At 66.3% G+C, this 19,149-nt stretch carries 21 protein-coding genes and 1 tRNA gene; 9 read left to right on the top strand and 13 right to left on the bottom strand.

Annotation, left to right across the window (positions count from 1 at the left end; genetic code table 11):
- Window positions 1–506 precede the first annotated feature (506 nt).
- Entirely contained in the window at window positions 507–1,319 is an 813-nt protein-coding gene (locus CXY91_RS17385) for an AraC family transcriptional regulator (protein ID WP_100962516.1), read from the bottom strand.
- Between the two features lie 95 nt (window positions 1,320–1,414).
- Between CXY91_RS17385 and CXY91_RS17390 the strand changes: the two genes are divergently transcribed.
- The 4 genes from CXY91_RS17390 (at window position 1,415) to istB (ending at window position 4,529) form a co-directional block, all read left to right on the top strand.
- The gene (locus tag CXY91_RS17390; protein WP_058456592.1) at window positions 1,415–1,960 is read left to right on the top strand and encodes a carboxymuconolactone decarboxylase family protein; all 546 of its coding nucleotides are present in this window, start codon (window positions 1,415–1,417) and stop codon (window positions 1,958–1,960) included.
- Window positions 1,961–2,029: 69 nt separating this feature from the next.
- Window positions 2,030–2,224, top strand: coding sequence for a hypothetical protein (locus CXY91_RS17395; RefSeq protein ID WP_100962517.1), 195 nt, complete (start codon window positions 2,030–2,032; stop codon window positions 2,222–2,224).
- Window positions 2,225–2,299: 75 nt separating this feature from the next.
- Window positions 2,300–3,814, top strand: coding sequence for an IS21 family transposase (istA, locus tag CXY91_RS17400; RefSeq protein WP_100962518.1), 1,515 nt, complete (start codon window positions 2,300–2,302; stop codon window positions 3,812–3,814).
- Window positions 3,801–4,529, top strand: a complete 729-nt coding sequence (gene istB / locus CXY91_RS17405; RefSeq protein WP_100962519.1) for an IS21-like element helper ATPase IstB — start codon at window positions 3,801–3,803, stop codon at window positions 4,527–4,529. Before istA ends, istB begins: the two co-directional genes overlap by 14 nt.
- 234 nt (window positions 4,530–4,763) lie before the next feature.
- Here the strand turns inward: istB and CXY91_RS31320 are convergent, their stop codons facing one another.
- From CXY91_RS31320 to proB, 12 genes are all read right to left on the bottom strand, one after another.
- A complete protein-coding gene (locus CXY91_RS31320; RefSeq protein WP_465246871.1) occupies window positions 4,764–5,012 on the bottom strand; it encodes a DUF6538 domain-containing protein in 249 nt (82 codons plus the stop codon).
- A 54-nt stretch (window positions 5,013–5,066) separates the two neighbouring features.
- Window positions 5,067–5,143, bottom strand: a tRNA-Arg gene (locus CXY91_RS17410).
- 141 nt (window positions 5,144–5,284) lie between these two features.
- Entirely contained in the window at window positions 5,285–5,701 is a 417-nt protein-coding gene (gene hisE, locus CXY91_RS17415) for a phosphoribosyl-ATP diphosphatase (protein ID WP_100962520.1), read from the bottom strand.
- A 62-nt stretch (window positions 5,702–5,763) separates the two neighbouring features.
- Window positions 5,764–6,267: an RNA pyrophosphohydrolase gene (locus CXY91_RS17420; RefSeq protein ID WP_100962521.1), complete on the bottom strand. Its 504-nt coding sequence runs from the start codon at window positions 6,265–6,267 to the stop codon at window positions 5,764–5,766.
- Window positions 6,264–7,472 carry a divergent polysaccharide deacetylase family protein gene (locus CXY91_RS17425; RefSeq protein ID WP_100962522.1) on the bottom strand — a complete coding sequence of 403 codons (1,209 nt, stop codon included), beginning with the start codon at window positions 7,470–7,472 and terminating at the stop codon, window positions 6,264–6,266. Before CXY91_RS17425 ends, CXY91_RS17420 begins: the two co-directional genes overlap by 4 nt.
- 162 nt (window positions 7,473–7,634) lie before the next feature.
- Window positions 7,635–9,005: a S41 family peptidase gene (locus CXY91_RS17430; RefSeq protein WP_091838379.1), complete on the bottom strand. Its 1,371-nt coding sequence runs from the start codon at window positions 9,003–9,005 to the stop codon at window positions 7,635–7,637.
- Window positions 9,005–10,336, bottom strand: coding sequence for a murein hydrolase activator EnvC family protein (locus CXY91_RS17435; protein WP_100962742.1), 1,332 nt, complete (start codon window positions 10,334–10,336; stop codon window positions 9,005–9,007). The genes CXY91_RS17430 and CXY91_RS17435 overlap by 1 nt, the downstream gene beginning before the upstream one ends.
- A gap of 32 nt (window positions 10,337–10,368) precedes the next feature.
- The gene (gene rlmH, locus CXY91_RS17440; protein ID WP_100962523.1) at window positions 10,369–10,851 is read right to left on the bottom strand and encodes a 23S rRNA (pseudouridine(1915)-N(3))-methyltransferase RlmH; all 483 of its coding nucleotides are present in this window, start codon (window positions 10,849–10,851) and stop codon (window positions 10,369–10,371) included.
- Between the two features lie 12 nt (window positions 10,852–10,863).
- On the bottom strand, window positions 10,864–11,220 hold the full coding sequence (gene rsfS / locus CXY91_RS17445) for a ribosome silencing factor (RefSeq protein ID WP_091838248.1): 357 nt from the start codon (window positions 11,218–11,220) through the stop codon (window positions 10,864–10,866).
- A 123-nt stretch (window positions 11,221–11,343) separates the two neighbouring features.
- Window positions 11,344–11,955 carry a nicotinate-nucleotide adenylyltransferase gene (locus CXY91_RS17450; protein ID WP_091838246.1) on the bottom strand — a complete coding sequence of 204 codons (612 nt, stop codon included), beginning with the start codon at window positions 11,953–11,955 and terminating at the stop codon, window positions 11,344–11,346.
- Entirely contained in the window at window positions 11,952–13,193 is a 1,242-nt protein-coding gene (locus CXY91_RS17455) for a glutamate-5-semialdehyde dehydrogenase (RefSeq protein WP_100962743.1), read from the bottom strand. The genes CXY91_RS17450 and CXY91_RS17455 overlap by 4 nt, the downstream gene beginning before the upstream one ends.
- A 96-nt stretch (window positions 13,194–13,289) precedes the next feature.
- Window positions 13,290–14,429: a glutamate 5-kinase gene (gene proB, locus CXY91_RS17460; protein WP_199777485.1), complete on the bottom strand. Its 1,140-nt coding sequence runs from the start codon at window positions 14,427–14,429 to the stop codon at window positions 13,290–13,292.
- Window positions 14,430–15,031: 602 nt separating this feature from the next.
- Between proB and rpsU the strand changes: the two genes are divergently transcribed.
- From rpsU to CXY91_RS17485, 5 genes are all read left to right on the top strand, one after another.
- Window positions 15,032–15,295 (top strand): 30S ribosomal protein S21, encoded by a 264-nt coding sequence (rpsU, locus tag CXY91_RS17465; RefSeq protein ID WP_091838241.1) that lies wholly within the window; start codon window positions 15,032–15,034, stop codon window positions 15,293–15,295.
- An 82-nt stretch (window positions 15,296–15,377) separates the two neighbouring features.
- The gene (locus CXY91_RS17470) at window positions 15,378–15,752 is read left to right on the top strand and encodes a DUF6481 family protein (RefSeq protein ID WP_244543923.1); all 375 of its coding nucleotides are present in this window, start codon (window positions 15,378–15,380) and stop codon (window positions 15,750–15,752) included.
- Window positions 15,753–16,031: 279 nt separating this feature from the next.
- Window positions 16,032–17,147: a TRAP transporter substrate-binding protein gene (locus CXY91_RS17475; RefSeq protein ID WP_100962525.1), complete on the top strand. Its 1,116-nt coding sequence runs from the start codon at window positions 16,032–16,034 to the stop codon at window positions 17,145–17,147.
- An 83-nt stretch (window positions 17,148–17,230) separates the two neighbouring features.
- Window positions 17,231–17,821: a TRAP transporter small permease subunit gene (locus tag CXY91_RS17480; protein WP_100962526.1), complete on the top strand. Its 591-nt coding sequence runs from the start codon at window positions 17,231–17,233 to the stop codon at window positions 17,819–17,821.
- An 8-nt stretch (window positions 17,822–17,829) separates the two neighbouring features.
- On the top strand, window positions 17,830–19,149 hold the full coding sequence (locus CXY91_RS17485) for a TRAP transporter large permease (RefSeq protein WP_199777495.1): 1,320 nt from the start codon (window positions 17,830–17,832) through the stop codon (window positions 19,147–19,149).

The following is a 19,149-nucleotide window of genomic DNA, read 5'->3' on the forward strand; positions in this document are numbered from 1 at the left end:
CGCCAATGGGCAAGTGACAAGCGGTCGGAAAAGGGCCCATTTAATGTGGTGGAGGGGTCTCCACTTTACGGGATCTTCTGCGAATAAGTCAGACAGGAAGGCGACGATGGAGCAGGTACCGGCTGTTGAGTTGGATTTGGCAAAGCCGGTTGGCTAGGTTCACGGCGTCAACGCACAGTGCAATGTGCCCTGATTGGGACGCACAGCAATGTTTTCGAGCCCAGCGATGCACCATTCGGGGTCATAACGCGCCTCCGTCCCGTCTGAGCGCCATATCCAATGATCCCCATTTATGTCCTAGTTCGATCCGTCTTTCCGGCATGCGGTCCTATCAGCGATACTGATCGGCCAAGGCGGAAGGTGCTCGCTCAATCGAACGCGCGCGCAATGCTGGTGTTGGGTACCGCAGCTTGCATCCTAGCCCAGCATTCAGCCATGCCGCCGCGCGATCCATGTCCAGGCGGTCTCGCGTTCACTGCCGCATCCATGTCTACCAACTGATCATGTTACCTTAATCTCTGCTTCACTTGGCGCGGTGCTTCTCCCGTGACGCGAGCGAACACCCGTGAGAAGGCTGCGGCACTATCATATCCGACGCTGTCGGCCACGGTCTTGACCGGCTTGCCTGCGGCAAGAAGGTCACGCGCAATCGTCATTCGCCACCGGGTCAGATAGTCGATCGGCGTCCGCCCAACGCAGGCGCGAAAATGCGTGGCAAAACGGGTGCGCGACATGCCGGCCACCTCTGCCAGATCATCAAGAGTCCACGAATGCCTTGGCTGTTCGTGCATCGCCGTCAGCGCCTTGGCCAATCGCGGATCGGCAAGGCCGCCCAGCACACCATCATTCACCAGGCCACTGGCGACAACATGACGCACTACCAGGATCAAGAGATAGTCGAACAAATGGTCGATGGCGGCCTGACGCCCATTATTGTCGCCAAATCCTTCGACAAGCAGAAGATCGCAGGCGGGCCCCAGCGTCGGGTTCTCGGCCAGCGGCAGGATGACAAGGTCGGGCAGTCCTTCGCCAATCGGGTTGCCATTATCGCCGCCCAGATCGACCTTCGCGCAGACCAGATCAGCCCCGCCTTCCGCAGCGCCAGTGAACCGATGCGCCTGTCCGCGCGGGAAGAAGAGCAGCGTTGGTTCGTTCAGAATGAGATCGGCCTCACCAGATCGGCTCAGCGTCAACGCGCCGCTCTTGAGAAGGTGGAGGTAGCCGCAATCGGCAAATTGCGCGGTCGTACACAAGTTGCCGGTAAAGAATGTCCGGGCGCTCACGGCAGTGTGGGCAAAGAGAGCGGCAAAGATGTCCATGTGAACGATCTGCAATGAAGTTGGCACCAATCTGCACCGATAACAGCCGATAGAGGCGTTGTGCAAGCCCGCACTGACCAACAGAGGAAACGCAAATGCCCCGCATCAACCCCGTAGAACTCGCCACTGCCGACACCGGCGTCCAGGCCACCCTCGGCGCTGTTAAGGCGAAGATTGGCATGGTCCCGAACCTTTTTGCGACCTTCGCTCATGCTCCTGCCGTGTTGAATGGCAACCTCGCCTTCGCAGATGCACTGGGAAGTGGTGTGCTGACCGCTGCACAGCGCGAAATCGTTGCGCTTGCCGTCGCCCAGTACAACAGCTGCCACTATTGCCTGTCGGCGCACACGCTGCTCGGGAAAGGTGCCGGCCTTTCGCCAGAGGCTATCCGCGCCGCCCGTCTGGGCAAGGGCCAAGATCCCCTCGACGATGCGATCGCGACGCTTGCCTTGCGCATCGTTGAAACACGCGGTCAGGTGAGCGACAGCGATCTGTCAGCAGCCCGCCTTGCCGGCCTCGACGACGCCCGCATCGTCGAAATCGTCGGTAACGTCGCGCACAATGTTCTGACCAACTTCATGAACAACGTCGCCCAGACCAAGATCGATTTCCCGGTCGTCGATGTGGCGGTTGCGGCCTGATCATAATGCGTGCGGGCCGGTGCAGGACATCGGCCCGCTCCTCAATCACTTCCATAGGGAACCCTTGCCATGAAACTGCAATTCCTTACCCCTGCGCTGCATGGCGTGCTTGACTATGTCGCCGCTGCCGCCCTTATTGCGCTGCCATTCCTGCTCGGCTTTCAGGGTATTGAGCTTTGGCTCTCTGTTGCCGGTGGGGCGGGCTTGATTGCCTACAGCCTGCTTGTGGATCGGCGTGCAAAAAGAACCCCGTTATGGGGGTGATCGGCGTCTAAAAGGGACCCCCATCTCGATGGTTTAGGTGCGTCGGCTTGGTTGTAGCCAAGCGGCGGGATCGGGATGTTGATTTTGGAGACGGTGGTAAGGATCCGGCGCGAGCACGCCGATGGTAAGTCGATCAAGGCGATCGCGCGAGACCTGCGGGTGTCGCGCAAGGTGGTGAGGAAGGCGATCCGCGCTCCGGAGGCGGGCTTTGCTTATCGGCGGTCAGTGCAGCCGCTTCCCCGGATCGGCCCGTTCCAGGAGCGCCTAGACACTCTGCTGACGGAGAACGAGGCACGGCCCCGGCGCGAGCGGCTGCGGATGACGCGGATCCATGACCTGCTGCTGCGCGAGGGGTTCGACGGCTCCTACGATGCAGTGAGGCGCTATGCGAAGCGCTGGCTGGATAACCGGCGCAAGGATGCGGGCGACGGCGCAGCGGCGTTCATCCCGCTGATGTTCCGGCCCGGCGAGGCATACCAGTTCGACTGGAGCCACGAGGATGTGGAGATCGCTGGCAAGCCGATGCGCGTGAAGGTCGCGCATATGCGGCTTTGCGCATCGCGGGCGGTGTTCGTGCGGGCCTATCCTCGCGAGACGCAGGAGATGGTCTTCGATGCCCACGCGCGGGCGTTCGCCTTCTTCGGCGGCGTGCCGACGCGGGGGATCTATGACAACATGAAGACCGCGGTGACGACGGTGTTCACGGGCAAGGAGCGGGTCTTCAACCGCCGGTTCCTGATCATGGCCGACCACTACATGATCGAGCCCGTCGCCTGTTCGCCGGCGGCCGGTTGGGAGAAGGGCCAGGTCGAGCACCAGGTGCAGACGATCCGGGGCCGGTTCTTCCAGCCCCGGCTGCGCTTTGCGAGCCTGGAGGAGCTGAATGGGTGGCTGGAGGCTGAGTGCCGCCGCTGGGCAGCGCTGCATCCTCATCCCGATCAGCGCGAGCTGACCATCGCCGAGGCATGGGACGCCGAGCGCCCGTCGCTCCAGGTGATGCTGGCGCCGTTCGATGGCTTCCACGAGACGCCGCACGCGGTGACCGGCACCTGCCTGATAAGCTTCGACCGCAACCGCTACTCGGTCATGGCCAAGGCGGCCCGACGCGCGGTGCAGGTGCGCGCCTACGCCGACCGGATCGTGGTGCGCCTGGACGACGAGGTGGTCGCCGAGCATCCCCGCTTCTTCGGCCGGGATCGGATGATCCTTGATCCCTGGCATTACCTGCCAGTGCTGGCCAAGAAGCCGGGCGCCTTGAGGAACGGGGCACCGTTCCAGGACTGGGATCTGCCACCGGCACTGGCGCGGCTCAGGCGCAAGCTGGGGACGGGCGATGAAGCCGACCGCCGGTTCGTGCGCGTGCTCTCTGCCGTGCTGACCGACGGGCTCGAAGCGGTCGAGGCCGCGATCCGCGAGGCGCTGGCCGCCGGTGCTGCCAGCGATGACGTGATCCTCAATATCCTGGCACGGCGTCGTGAGCCGCCCCGGCCACCGACCATCGCCACGTCCGAAGCGCTGGCGCTCAGCCGCCCGCCGGCCGCGGACTGTGCTCGCTACGACCTGCTGCGAGGCGCCCGTGCAGCGGCATGAGATGATCGCCGCCATGAGCGGCCTGGGCCTCAAGGGCATGGCTGGCGCCTTCGACGAGGCGGTCACCACCGGCATCCAGCGCAAGCGCACCGCCATGGAGATCCTGACCGATCTGCTGCGCGCTGAGGCTGCCCATCGCCATGCGGCATCGATCCGCTATCGCATGACCGCGGCCAGGCTGCCGGCGGTGAAGGACATCGATGCGTTCGTGTTCGAGGGGACGCTGATCGACGAACAACTGGTGCGCTCGCTACATGCCGGCTCGTTCCTGCCCGGCCAGCGCAACATCGTCCTGGTCGGCGGCACCGGGACTGGGAAGACTCACCTGGCGATCGCAATCACCGCCAGCGTCGTGCGTGCCGGCGCCCGCGGCCGCTACTTCAACACCGTGGATCTGGTGAACCGGCTCGAGGAAGAGAGCCGCCTCGGCAAGGCCGGTACGCTTGCGGCCCAGCTCTCCCGCCTCGACCTCGTCGTGCTCGATGAGCTCGGCTATCTGCCGTTCGCCCGCTCGGGCGGCCAGTTGCTGTTCCACCTCGTCAGCAAGCTCTACGAGCGCACCTCGGTGATCATCACCACGAACCTGGCGTTCGGTGAATGGCCGACCGTCTTCGGCGACCCCAAGATGACGGCCGCGCTGCTCGACCGCATCACCCATCACTGCGACATCGTCGAGACTGGCAACGACAGCTGGCGGCTCAGAAACCGGAGCTAAAACCCTCCCCCCAGACCCCCCACCCGGCGGTTGACCCGGTGGGTCCACAGGAACCTCCCACGGCCGGCACCGCCAGCGCTTGAGGGGGGCGCGCGGCGCCGGCCGTGGGTCCCTCCTATGGACTACCGGGACAACCGCCCCCCAACCCGCAAAGGGGGTCCCTATTGCACGCCGATATGGGGTCCCGGTTCGACGCCTATTTACAGAGCGCGACATTCTAAAGAAGGCCGCAGCCTACTTCGCGAGGGAAGCGATATGAGGTTCGCCTTCAAGGCGCATCTGGGCCCAGACCATCTCCAACTGGACCGACAAGGCAGCCGCGAGTGTCTGCGCTCGCGTAGGCGAGCGCGTGTGCAGACAGGTCACAACGCGTGCCCGATCGAATTGCGGCTGAAGCGCTTTCGAGACCCGACGGGAGAAATAAAACACCCCACGCTTGGCAAAGGTGTGAGTCCCTTTTGGTCTACCCTCCGGTCTACCCACGGCGAATGCCCCGCTTGAAAACGGTTTATTGCCAATGAGTTAGACGGGAAGTAGTGGCGCGCCCGAAAGGATTCGAACCTCTGACCCTCAGATTCGTAGTCTGATGCTCTATCCAGCTGAGCTACGGGCGCGTGACAACGGAAGCGGTTTCGAAGGCCGCGATCGGCTGACGGATGCGGATTTAACGGCTCCCACTGTGCTTGGCAAGCCCGATTTGCCGACTTCCTTCGCTTTCTTGTCGAACCTTGTGACAAGCGGTGGCGAAGCGGCCATCAGCCCCGCTTGCCGCGCAGGAGCAGCGGCTGCAAGGCATCCTGTCTTGCTCCCTCATTGCTTGCCCCGCAGTCCGGCACAGCCAGGTGGCGGCCGCCATGCCGCGATTTCGGCAGTTTCTCGGCGATGCCGTAGAGCGCCTCGCGCCGGTCCATCTCGCGCCAGACCTCGCCGGGCGTGATGCCGAGCTCGCTCCAGAGCACGACGAGATTGTAGATGAGATCGGCGCTTTCGCGGACCACCGCCGGGCGGTTGTTCTGCACGGCCTCGATCCCGACCTCGACCGCTTCCTCGCCGAGCTTCTTGGCCATTTTCGGCGTGCCTTCGCGGATCAGCTTGGCGGTTCGCGACAAAGCGGGGTCGCGGCTGCGGGCCGAAAGCACGGCCGCGTAGAGATTCTGCACCGAATCGGTCATCGATCCAGAATCGGGCCGCCATGTAAGGGTTTCATGACGGTCCCGCCGTTTGCGCCGGGCGCTCATCGCGCGACACCTGCGAACAGGCGGACCACCTCGCGGTAGACCTCGCGCTTGAACGGGATGATCAGTTCCGTGGTCTCCGCGAGCGGCACCCAGCGCCAGGCGTCGAACTCGGGCTTGTGGCCGCCTCCGGGGTTGAGAATGTCGATCTCGCTCTCGTCGCCATCGAAGCGGAAGGCGAACCATTTCTGCGACTGGCCGCGATAGCGCCCGCGCCAGGCTTCCTTGCCGATCTCATAGGGCAAATCATAGCTCAGCCACTCCGGCGCTTCGGCGAGCAGCGACACTGACGAGACATTGGTCTCCTCGCGCAGCTCGCGATAGGCCGCCTCGATGGGCTGCTCGCCGGCATCGATGCCGCCCTGCGGCATCTGCCATTCATGGCCTGGCGCGGTGTGCTCGCGCAGGCTGCGATTGGCTCTGCGGCCGACGAAGACGAGGCCGGCCGGATTGAACAGGGCCAGCCCGACGCAGGGGCGGTAGCCGGCGGGCGGTTTCGTCATCGCAGCGAACCGGTGGTCGAAGGGTTGCGGAAGCCGCGGGCGGCGCTGACCGGGACGAGAACCAGGTTCTTGCCCTCGAGCGTGCGGGCCCAGCGGGTGATACGCTCGACCGTGACGGGCAGGGCGCTGGCGGTGGCGACGGCCGCACCCTGGTCGCGGGCGAGCGTCTCGAGACGCTGCAGCTCCTTGTCGATGGCCTCGGGCCGCGGGACGGTATCGAGCGATAGGTCGGCCTTGAGCGCCGGGATCTGCGCGCGCGCCGCTGCGGAAGCGAGCAGGCTGCGCGGCGAGGAACCGTCGTCGACGACCATCAGCCCGCGTCCGGCAAGCTCGCGCAGCAGCGGCGTCAGGGCCATGTCGTCGGCGGTGAGACGGCCGCCGAGGAAATTGACGATGCCGACATAGCCGGAGAAGCGGCCGAGCACCCATTGCAGCCGGTCGGGGTTGTCGCCGCCCTTCTGGCCGGTGAGAAGGGTATGCGGACCTGGATCGTTGTCGGGATAGTCGAACGGCTCCATCGGCACCTGCAGGAAGACCTCGTGGCCTTCACCGCGGGCGCGCTGGACCGTTTTCTCCAGCTCGGCGCCATAAGGTGCGAAGGCGAGCGAGACAGGCCCCGGCAGGCGCGCGATCGCCTCGCTGGTCGAGCTCTGGCTGATGCCGAGCCCGCCGACCAGGATCGCGATCCGGCCGGCCGGCTTGCCGGCGGGGGCAGGGCCGAGCGGGCGGGCATAGACCTGCGCCGGTGTCGCGCCATCCGGGCCGATCTTCGGCAGCAGGCCGTGCCGGGTGCGCTCGACCAGGCGCTTGTCCGGCGCCGGAGCGAGCTTGACCGCGCCATCGTCGGGGACGGTGATGACGATCGCGCCGGGCGCGTCCGAACCCGGGCGGACGACGGTGACGCCGGATTCGGTCTCCAGCTGGCTGGCGCTGGCCGGGCCGCGCCGATCATCGCGCTGTGCGGGCTCGGGCGGGGCCTTGGCAATATCGGGTGCGACGGGACGCTCGCGGATCATGGCGGTTGCGATCGGTTCGCCGCCGTCGGGATCGCGTTTCAGTGCCGCGTAGAGGATAAGGCCGATGAAGAGAGCCGCCAGTCCGCCGGTCAGGCCGCGCCGGAGCCAGCGCCCATAGGGCTTGCGCGCGCGGGCGCGCTTCGCCTGCCCGAGCGGCTGGTCGAGTTCGCTGAGCGGCAATCCGGCCAAGAGGCGCCGTCCTCTTCGACGTCACAACATCTGCGAATCAGTTCGCAGCGCTAGAGTCGGATGATTCGAGCCGGAATCAACAATCAATCGGCCGCAGGGGAAACAATCTCCTGCGGCCGTTGCGCAAGTGCCGAATAGCTGGGCCGGAAAGGGCCTGTTGGCTCAGTCGGACTTCTTTTCGCCGTCGGACTTTCCGGCCTCAGGAGCCGGAGCGGGCGTGGCAGGTGCCGGCGTCGCGGGCAGGGCGACGTCCTTCTTGCCGCGCAGCAGGTTGAGCGCCGCGGCGAGCTGGGTGTCCTTGGCCGGATCGATCGGAACATAGGACGGCGAGCCGGCCTGCTCCTCCTTGCCGTCGCCATTGCGCAGATGGCCCTTGAGCGAGGCCTCGCCCTTGTTCTCGACCTTGTCCTTCAGCTCGGCCGGCACGTCCTGGATGATCTCGATGTCGGGCGTGATGCCCTTGGCCTGGATCGAGTTGCCGGACGGGGTGTAGTAGCGCGCCGTGGTCAGCCTGAGGCCGCCATTGTCGCCGAGGCGGATCACGGTCTGGACCGAGCCCTTGCCGAAGGAGCGCGAACCCATGACGGTGGCGCGCTTATGGTCCTGCAGGGCGCCGGCGACGATCTCGGCGGCCGAGGCCGAGGAGCCGTTGATCAGCACGACGACCGGCTTGCCCTTGGTCAGATCACCCGACTTGGCGTTGAAGACCTGGGTTTCCTCGGCGTTGCGGCCGCGGGTCGAGACGATCTTGCCGCGCTCGAGGAAGGCATCCGAGACCAGCACCGACTGGTCGAGGCGCCCGCCGCGATTGTTGCGCAGGTCGATGATGTAGCCCTTGATCTTGTCGAAGCCGATCTCGGCGTTGACCTTGTCGAGCGCCTTGCGCAGGCCCTCATAGGTCTGCTCGCTGAAGGTGCCGATGCGGATGTAGCCGACATCGCCCTCGACGCGCTCCTCGACGGCCGGGACGACGATGTTCGACCGGGTCAGGGTGAATTCCAGCGGCTCGGTCTTGCCGGTGCGCTCGATCGTCAGCTTGACCTGCGTGTTGATGATGCCGCGCATCTTCTCGACGGCCTGGTTCAGGCTGAGGCCCTTGACCTCGTCATTGTCGATCTTGCGGATGATGTCGCCGGCCAGGATGCCGGCCTTGGCGGCGGGCGTGTCTCGAATCGGCTTGGCGACCTTGAGAACCTCGTTCTCCATGGTCACCTCGATGCCGAGCCCGCCGAACTGGCCGCGCATGTCGATGTCCATGTCGCGGAAGCTCTTGGCATCGAGATAGCCCGAGTGCGGATCGAGCGAGGAGACCATGCCGTTGATGGCGGCCTCGATCAGCTTCTGCTCGTCTGGCTTCTCGACGTAGTCGGTACGGATCTTCTCGAAGATGTCGCCGAACAGGTTGAGGCTGCGATAGACCTCGGCCGAGGCCGCGACCGCACTGGTCGAGGAGAGCAGCTTGGTCTGGGTCACCACACCGGTGAGGCCCGCGCCGGCGATGGCGCCGACCAGAACGAGAGAAACCTTGCGCATCATCCGCGAGCCTTTTCGCCTTGCGATTTCGTCCACCACGGCGTCGGATCGATCGAGACGCCGTCTTTCCTGAACTCGATATAGAGGACCGGTTCGCCGGTCCCCGCTCCCACATTCGTCGCGGCCGCTTCCGCAGTCTCGCCCATCACAGCGACCGGCTCCCCGGCCAGCACAAACTGGTTCAACGATACGTCGATGCGCTGCATGCCTGCCAGAAGAACATAGTAACCATTGCCGGCATTGAGGATCAAGAGTTGGCCAAAGGAGCGGAACGGCCCCGCATAGACCACCCAGCCATCGGAAGGTGACGAAACCACGGCATTGGCGCGTGTGGAAAGCGAAATTCCACGCGTGGCGGCGCCAACGTCGTCGGCCGCGCCAAATCCACGCAATTGTGAACCGGTGACCGGCAAGGGCAGCATGCCGCGCAATTCCTGGAAGGCCGCCTTGGGCGCGAGCCGGGCCGGATCACGGAAGGCGAGCTGGGCCATGCGTTGGCGCTGCTCCTGGGTCTCCGCTTCGAGGGCGCGGCGCGCCGCATCGGCGGCGCGATTGGCGGTGGATATGTCCTTCTCGATCCGGTCGACGAGGTCGCGCAGCGTTCGTGCCTGCGCCGCGAGCTCGCCGCCGGCGGCCCGCTGCGCCTCGATGTCCTGGGCAGCGCTGGTCTCGCGCGCACGTCTGGCTTCGATCAGCGAAGCCAGGCGGCGGCGCTCGCCGGCCAGCGCTTCCATCTCACCGGCGATGCTCTTGCGCTCCTCGGCGATGGCCTCGCGCAGGCGCACCAGCTCGGCGAGGTCGGTGCCAAGGATGGTGATCTCCTGGCGCAGATCCGGGACGACGGCACCGAGCAGCATCGAGGCGCGCACCGCTTCGAGGATGTCCTCCGGCCTGACCAGCACAGCCGGCGGCGGCCGGCGGCCGATGCGCTGGAGTGCCGCCAGAACTTCGCCGATCAGGCCGCGTCGGCTCTCAAGCGAACGCCGGATCGCGGTCTCGCTGGTCTGCAGCAGCGAAAGGCGCTGTTCGATGCCGGCGATGCGGCCTTCGGCGGCCTGCGTGCGGGCAGTGGTGTCGAGCAGGGCCTGGTTGAGCTTGGTCCGGTCGGCGCGGATGCCGGCGATCTCGGCTTCCAGCTTGACGCGGGCATCGGCATTGCCGGCGAGGCGCTCCTCGATCGCCTTGAGCTCGGCCTCGCGGGCGCGCTTCTCCTCGCGCTTCTGCTCGGTGTCGCGGGCGGCCTCCTCCGGATCAGGGGTGGGGGCGTTTTGGGCGAGGGCATGGCCGGCTGCCAGGCAGGCGCACAGCAGCGCCGGCCAGAGCCGAAGCATGCGTGCGATGCGAATCAGCCGGGAATGGCGGGTCATGCGCGATGATAGGGATGTCCGGCCATGATCGTCATCGCTCGATAGAGCTGTTCGAGTACGAGCGCGCGGACGATCTGGTGCGGCATGGTCAGCGCGCCGAAGGAAAGCACCAGCGCCGCGCGCTCGCGCAGCTCGGCGTCGAGCCCGTCGGCGCCGCCGATCAGCAGGGTTGCTGCGGGGGTGCCGGCATCGCGCGCGGCGGCAAGGCGGTTGGCGAAGGTGTCGCTGTCGAGGCTCCGGCCGCGCTCGTCGAGCGCGATGACGAGGCCCGACGGCGGCAGGCGCTCGCCGATCAGCTTCGCCTCCTCGCGGCGGCGTTCTTCAGTGCGCCGGCCACGGCCTTCGGGGAGTTCGACGACCTCGGGGCCGCTCAGGCCGAGCCCGCGGGCCAGGCCTTGCGCGCGTTCCTGATAGCGGGCGCAAAGGTCACGTTCCGGCCCGTCCTTGAGGCGGCCGACCGCGATGACCGACAGTCGCACGGGAACCGGGACTCAGCCGTCGAGGCGCTCGCGCGGCCGGTCGGCGCCCCACATCTTCTCGAGATTGTAGAACTGGCGCACTTCCGGACGGAAAATGTGGATGATCAGGTCGCCGGTGTCGATCAGCACCCAGTCGCAGGCGGGGACACCCTCGACCTTCGGCGTCTCATGGCCGGCCTTCTTGAAGGCTTCGACGAGACTGTCGGAGATCGAGGCGACATGGCGGTTGACCCGGCCGGAGGCGATGATCATGGCGTCGGCCAACGAGGTCTTGCCGACGAGGTCGATCACGGTGGCGTCCTCGGCCTTCATGTCGTCCAGGACCTGCAGGGCGAGCGCGATGCTGCTCGCGGCGGGGTTCTCGGTCATGGCGGCCGGGGGAAGCGGCTCGGTGCCGGCTTCGCCGATGGATTGACGGTTCAGAGCCGTATCCTCACGTGACGACGCGCTCATGGCGCGACACCCTCAATTTAAGCGTCGGAGGGGGCGAGTTCAATTGGTTTCGGCGAGTTCGCGCAGATAGGTCGAGGACAGATCAGAGCGCCGACCGTGCAGGAAGATCCAGGCGGGCGGGGTGCGAACCGGCAAGGCGGCACCCTGATTCTCCGACAAACGCCAGCGCGCCATCCAGTTGGCGGCGGGCGAGGCGATCGAGCGATGGGTCGAGCCGGGGCGGTCGATCACCGCGATCGGCATCATCCGGGCGATGGCGCGCCATTCGTTCCAGCGGTGGAAATTCGCGAGATTGTCGGAGCCCATGATCCAGACGAAGCGCACGCCGGGGCAGCGGCGCTTGAGTTGGCGCAGCGTGTCGGCGGTGTAACGGGTGCGCAGCGTGGCCTCGATGCCGGTGACGTTGATGTGGCCATGGTCGGCGAGCGCCCGGGCCTGGGCGATGCGCTGCGTCAGCGGCGGCAGGGCGTGATTGTCCTTCAGCGGGTTGCCGGGGGTGACCAGCCACCAGACACGGTCGAGCTGCAGCCGGCGCAGCGCCGTCAGGCTCGCCATGCGGTGGCCGTCATGGGCGGGGTTGAAGGTGCCGCCGAACAATCCGATGCGCAGACCGGGGGCGTGCGGCGGCAGGCGCAGCTCTTCGGCGCTCACGGGCGGACCTGACCCTGGCCATGGACCCGGTATTTGAAGGAGCAGAGTTGCTCGACGCCGACCGGGCCGCGCGCATGCATGCGGCCGGTGGCGATGCCGATCTCGGCGCCGAAGCCGAACTCGCCGCCATCGGCGAACTGGGTCGAGGCGTTGTGCAGGACAATGGCCGAATCGACCTCGGCGAGAAAACGGGTCGCCGCCGCCTCGTCGGCGGTCACGATCGCATCGGTGTGGTGCGAGCCATAGGTCTCGATATGGGCGATCGCGGCGTCGAGCCCGGGCACTGTCTTCACCGCGATGATGCGGTCGAGATATTCGGTGCGCCAGTCCGCCTCGCCGGCCGGCGTGACGCGCGGGTCGACGGCGAGCGTCGCCGCGTCGCCGCGCACAGCGCAGCCCTCGTCGAGCAAGGTGGTGACCAGCGGCTTCAGATGTGTCGCCGTGCAGGCCTCGTCGACGAGCAGCGTCTCGGCGGCGCCGCAGACGCCGGTGCGGCGCAATTTGGCGTTGATGAGGATCGCGCGGGCCATGGCGAGATCGGCGGCGGCATGGACATAGACATGGTTGTTGCCGTCGAGATGGGCAAAGACCGGCACGCGCGCCTCCTGCTGCACGCGCGCCACCAGGCTCTTGCCGCCACGCGGCACGACGACGTCGACAGTGCCGTCCAGCCCTTTCAGGATGTCGCCGACGGCGGCGCGGTCGCGGCTGGGCACGAGCTGGATCGCTTCGCGCGGCAGGCCGGCGGCCGCGAGGCCTTCCTGCATGGCGGCAGCGATCTCGCTGGCGCTGCGGAAGCTGTCGGACCCGGCGCGCAGGATCGCGACATTGCCGCTCTTCAGGCAGAGCGCGCCGGCGTCCGCCGTGACATTGGGGCGGCTCTCGAAGATCACCGCGACGACGCCGAGCGGTGTGGCGACGCGCTCGAAGACGAGGCCGTTCGGCTGCGTCCACTTCGCCAGCACCTTGCCGACCGGGTCGGGCAGGGCGGCGATATCGGCGACGGCCTGGGCGATCGCTTCGAGGCGGGAATCGTCCAAAGCAAGGCGGTCGATGAAGGAGGCGGCGAGGCCGGCAGCGCGCGCATCGGCGAGATCCTGCCGGTTGGCGACGAGGATCGCCGGAGCGCGCTCACGCAGGGCTTCAGCCATCGCGGCGAGGGCGCGGTTGCGCTGCTCGGCCGATGCGGTGCCGACGCAGCGCGCGGCAGCGCGGGCACCCCGGCCGAGCCCGTGCATCAGCGCGGCGACATCGCCGTTCTCATTGTCGGGCGCGGGGACGCGCTTGGCGTTCTGCCGTGCGTTCTCTTGGGTCATCGCCGCCCTGAACTCTGCTTAGGCATCGGGATCGTAGCCGAGGCGCAGCGCCATGTCGTCCCGGTGAATCATCTCGGCGCGACCGGGGTAGCCGAGCACGGCCTCGATATCGCGGGAGGCCTTGCCGAGCACGCGCACCGCCTCGTCCACATCATAGGCGACGAGGCCGCGGCCAAGCTCGCTGCCGTCACCGGTTCGGATCATCACCGCGTCGCCGCGGCTGAAGGCGCCTTCGATCCGGGTGACGCCGACCGGCAGCAGGCTGGCGCCGCCCCGCAGGGCGCGAGCGGCGCCGTCGTCGACATGCAAGGTGCCGCGCGGCTCGAGCGAGCCGGCGATCCAAGTCTTGCGGGCGGTCGCGGGCGTCGAGGCGCTGAGGAACCAGGAGCAGCGCGCGCCCTGCGCGACCGCGCGCAGCGGGTTCTTGGCCCTTCCGTCGGCGATCAGCATATGGGCGCCGCCGGCGGTGGCGATCTTGCCGGCCTCGATCTTGGTGCGCATGCCGCCGCGCGAAAGCTCGGACGCCGCACCGCCGGCCATCGCCTCGATCGCAGGCGTGATCGCGGCGATGACCGGGATATGCCTGGCATCCGGGCTGGAAAGGGGCGGGGCGGTGTAGAGGCCGTCGATGTCGGAGAACAGCACCAGCAGGTCGGCGCCGGCCATGGTGGCGACGCGGGCGGCGAGCCGGTCATTGTCGCCATAGCGGATTTCGGAGGTCGCGACGGTATCGTTCTCGTTGATCACCGGAACGGCGCGCAGATCGAGCAGGCGGCCCAGGGTCGCACGGGCGTTGAGATAGCGCCGGCGTTCTTCGGTATCGGCGAGGGTGAGCAGGATCTGGCCGGCATTGAGCCCGTGATGGCCGAGCGCTTCCGACCAGTTGCGGGCGAGCGCGATCTGGCCGACCGCTGCCGAAGCCTGGCTTTCCTCGAGCCGGAGCGGGCCGGCCGGCAGCTTCAGCACGGTGCGGCCGAGCGCGATCGCGCCGGAGGAGACGACCAGGACATCGGCGCCGCGGCCATGCAATTCGGCGAGGTCCTCGGCGAGCGCCGCGAGCCAGGCATGGCGCAGGCGCCCCTGCGCCCGGTCGACGAGCAGGGAAGAGCCGACCTTGACGACGATTCGGCGGAACTGGTCGAGGGCAGGCAGGTTCACGGGCGGACCGGGCTTCGGATGGGCAGGATAATGCCCGCCGCCGTTCCTTGGCCAAATTGCCGGCGTTGTAAAGCTGCGCGGGCGCAATGCCGTTGTGCCGGGCGCGGCGTGCTCTACAGCGGCGCGGTCACCACGCGTGCCGTCCAGCAGAGCCGATAGGCGATGTGCAGCAGGGCCATCGCGAACTGCAGGCGCCTGTGGGCGTAGAGCGAGGCGAGCAGGCAGAGCCCGAGGCCGAGCGGAACCTGAATGAGATAATCTGCGCAGTCGTGACTCCACCGTGCCGGCCGCTTGAGGCGATGCCGTGAGCAGCCGGGTGATGCCGAGGCCGATCACCATGCCGATGACGACGCGGATATGGGGAAGAGCTCGTTGGCCGCTTGCGAATCCATGATGCGCGGCGCGATCGAATGAGGGCTCGAGGGTGCATGGCGGATCGTTCCATGCCACGCGTTCGACCTGCCACGGGTTCGCTATGCGCCGAGCCTGATACGATTAGGGGTGGCGCTGGTCTGGGATTTCTGCTACCGCGACGCACAAATCCTAAGGGTCGGGCTTTGCCTGACCCTTTTTCCTTCCATCCTGCAAAGCTGGAGACACGGATGCAGGTTCTCGTGCGCGACAACAATGTCGATCAGGCCATTCGCGTTCTGAAGAAGAAATTGCAGCGCGAAGGCGTGTTCCGCGAGATGAAGCGTCGCGCTTCCTATGAGAAGCCCTCCGAGCAGCGCGCTCGCGAGAAGGCCGAGGCCGTCCGCCGCGCCCGCAAGCTCGCCCGCAAGCAGGCTCAGCGCGAAGGCTTGATCGCCGCGCCGAAGCCGAAAGTGCTCAAGCCCCGCGCTGCCAGCGCAGCGGCCCCGCGCTGATTTCACTACAAATATCCCGCGAACTGCCCTATCTGCAGCGCGCGGGCGGCACTTTCGCCCGAGCAACTCCTGAAGGCTGACCTTGAAGAATCCGAACGACCGCCATTTCACTGATCGCCAGGCCAATTCCGCTAATGCGAAGAAGGCCCTGCTGGAGCGCTTCAAGAAGCGTCCCGGACCAGACGATCCGGTGATGGTGCAGCGTCGGGCCGAACGCGAGGCGATCGCCGCCGCGCGGGCCGAGCGCGATGCCAAGAAGGAAGCCGAGCGCCTGGAGGCCGAGCGCATCGCCGCCATCGAGCAGGCTGCGCGCGAGGAGGCCGAGCGTCTGGCCGAGATCGAGCGCGAGGTGCAGCGCAAGGCCGAGCAGGCCAAGCGCGACGCCGAGCGGCCGCGCCGCGTCCTGCTCGAGGCCGTGCAGTACATGGAGATGCGGGTCGCCGGTAAGCGCCGCTGAACACGAATTCTCGATCGAACCTGTCGATCGTCGACGGCGCCGCATGCGATGCGGCGCCGTTTTCTTTTGGCGCATCGGCGTCCGACGCGCCTGTTCTTTCCGACAGGGAATAGGACTCATTCCAGGCGGGAACAGCCTTCGTTCCGATTGCAACTAAAGTGCTACGACCTTCCGGCTTGCTATCTCCCCATCTCGCCGAAACGTTGAAGGCTGGCGGCCAGCAGAGCCGCAAACAACGCTCGCCGGCTGCAACGGCGCCGTTCCTCTGGGGAGAGAGCCATGACATCCGAACCAACGCAGTCGCGCGCCAATCGGCGCAATTTCCTGAAGGTGGCGGGCCTTGCGGGTGCCGGCGCCATCGCGATGCCGCAAGTCAGCCGGGCGCAGACCGTGACCTGGAAATTCCAGTCGACCTGGCCGACCAAGGACATCTTCCATGAGTTCGCCGGCGATTTTGCCAAACGCATCAACGACATGTCAGGCGGCCGGCTGAAGGTCGACGTGCTCGCTGCGGGTGCCGTCGTACCCGCCTTCCAGATGCAGGATGCGGTCGCCGCCGGCATCCTCGACGGCGGTCATGGCGTCTCCGCCTACTGGTACGGGAAGAACAAGGCGTTCTCGCTGTTCGGCACGCCGCCGGCGCTGGGCTGGGACGCCACCAACTTCCTCGGCTGGATGAACCATGGCGGCGGCTATGACCTCTACAACGATCTCGTCCAGAACCAGCTCAAGCTCAACCTGGTCGGCTTCTTCTCCGGACCGATGCCGTGCCAGCCGCTCGGCTGGTTCAAGAAGGAGCTGAAGACCGCCGACGACTTCAAGGGCCTGAAATACCGTACCGTCGGCCTCGCCGCCGACCTGATGCGCGAGATGGGCGCCGCGGTCACCATCCTCGCCGGTGGCGAGATCGTGCCGGCGCTGGAGCGCGGCGTTATCGACGGCGCCGAGTTCAACAACCCGTCCTCGGATTCGATCCTCGGCTTCCAGGACGTCGCCAAGGTCTACATGCTGCAGAGCTATCACCAGGCGGCGGAGAGCTTCGAACTGCTCTTCAACAAGAGCAAGTTCGACGCGCTCTCGCCGGAGCAGAAAGCGATCATCAAGTACTCGGCCGAATCGGCCTCCTCCGACATGATCTGGAAGGCGCTCGACCGCTATTCCAAGGACCTCGAAATGCTGCGCGGCAAAGGCGTCAACGTGGTCTCGACGCCGGAGCCGATCCTGAAAGCGCAGCTCGCGGCCTGGGACAAGGTGCTCGAGAAGCTCGGCGGCGAGAGCCCCTTCTTCAAGAAGGTGGTCGACAGCCAGAAGGACTGGGTCAAGCGCACCGTGTCCTATCAGCGCATCAACGAGCCCTCGCGCGAGCTCGCCTTCAACCACTTCTTCAAGCCCTGAAGGCCGCCGTCCGCGACAACGCCGCGCCCGCCATTGTCCTCGATGGCGGGCGTTCTTTGCCCGAGAAGCATGAGCAGGCGCGCATGGGACTGATCCTGGCGATCGACAAGTTCAACACCGCCATCGGCAAGCTCGCCGGCTGGACGATCCTGATCCTGACGCTGGCGATCAGCTACGAGGTCTTCTCGCGCTATGCGCTGCGGGCGCCGACCGAATGGGCCTTCGACGTCAGCTATATCCTCTACGGCACGCTGTTCATGCTGGCCGGGCCCTATGCGCTCGCGCGAAACGCACATGTGCGCGGCGATTTCCTCTATCGCGCCTGGAGCCCGCGCACGCAGGCGAAGCTCGATCTTGCGCTCTACATCCTGTTTTTCTTTCCCGGCATCATCGCGCTCGCCTGGGCCGGCTACAAGTTCGCGGCCTTCTCCTGGATGATCGGCGAGCATTCCTCGAACTCGCCGAACGGGCCGCCGCTCTACCATTTTAAATCGCTGATCCCGATCGCCGGCGCGCTGATGACGCTGCAGGGGCTGGCCGAAGTAGCGCGTTGCGTCATCTGCCTGCGCACCGGCGAGTGGCCGCCACGGCTGCACGATGTCGAGGAAACCGAGAAGCTCATTCTCGAACAGGCTGCCGCGCAGGGCGCGCCGGATGCGGGGAAGACGGTCTGATGCTGGGCATGGGCAATCCGGAATTGGGCGTGGTGATGCTCGTCCTGTTCATCTTCTTCATCATGCTCGGCTTCCCGATCGCCTTCACGCTGATGGCGCTGGGTGTCGGCTTCGGCTACTGGGCGATGGGCGACACCGTCTTCAACCTCGTGGTCCAGCGCACCTATTCGGTGATGGCCAACGACGTGCTGGTCTCGATCCCGCTCTTCATCTTCATGGGCTACATCATCGAGCGGGCGAACATCCTCGACCGGCTCTTCCACTCGATCCAGCTCGCGCTCGGGAACGTTCCAGGCTCTCTCGCCATCGCCACATTGGCGACCTGCGCCATCTTTGCGACCGCGACCGGCATCGTCGGCGCGGTGGTGACGCTGATGGGGCTTCTCGCCTTCCCGGCGATGCTGCGGGCCGGCTACGACGTCAAGCTCTCGGCCGGTGTGGTCTGCGCCGGCGGCTGCCTCGGCATCCTGATCCCGCCCTCGGTGATGCTGATCCTCTACGGCGCGACCGCCGGCGTCTCGGTGCCGAAGCTCTATGCCGGGGCGCTCTTTCCCGGCCTGCTGCTCGCCAGCCTCTACATGCTCTATGTGCTGATCCGCTGCTGGCTCAACCCGGCGCTGGCGCCGAAGCTGCCGAAGGAGCAGACGGACGTGCCATGGACGCGGGTGCTCTGGGCGCTCGTCACCAGCTTCTTCCCGCTCACCATCCTGATCATGTCGGTGCTGGGCTGCATCTTCTTCGGCCTGGCGACGCCGACGGAAGCGGCCGCGGTCGGCTCGCTCGGCAGCCTGATCCTGGCTGCCGCCTACCGGTCCCTCTCCTTCGGCAAGGTCAAGGAATCGGTAATCCTGACGGCGCGGACCTCGGCCATGGTCTGCTGGCTCTTCGTGGGATCCTTCATCTTCTCGTCGATCTTCGCCATCCTCGGCGGGCACGAGCCGATCAAGAACCTGGTCACGGCGCTCAACCTGTCGCCGACCATGTTCCTGATCGTGGCGCAGCTGATCATCTTCGTGCTCGGCTGGCCGCTGGAATGGACCGAGATCATCGTGATCTTCGTGCCGATCTTCCTGCCGCTGCTGGAGTTCTTCAAGATCGACCCGCTGTTCTTCGGCATCCTGATCGCCTTGAACATCCAGACTTCGTTCCTGTCGCCGCCGGTGGCGATGGCGCCGTTCTATCTCAAGGGCATCGCGCCGCCGCACGTCACCATCAACCAGATCTTCTCCGGGGTGATGCCGTTCCTCTGGCTGGTGCTGGTGGCGATGGTTGCGGTCTACGTCTTCCCCGGTATCGCGCTCTGGCTGCCGAAATATCTCTACGGCTGA

Source organism: Allobosea sp. FBZP-16 (assembly GCF_002831785.1).
GTDB classification, from domain to species: Bacteria; Pseudomonadota; Alphaproteobacteria; order Rhizobiales; family Beijerinckiaceae; genus Allobosea; species Allobosea lupini.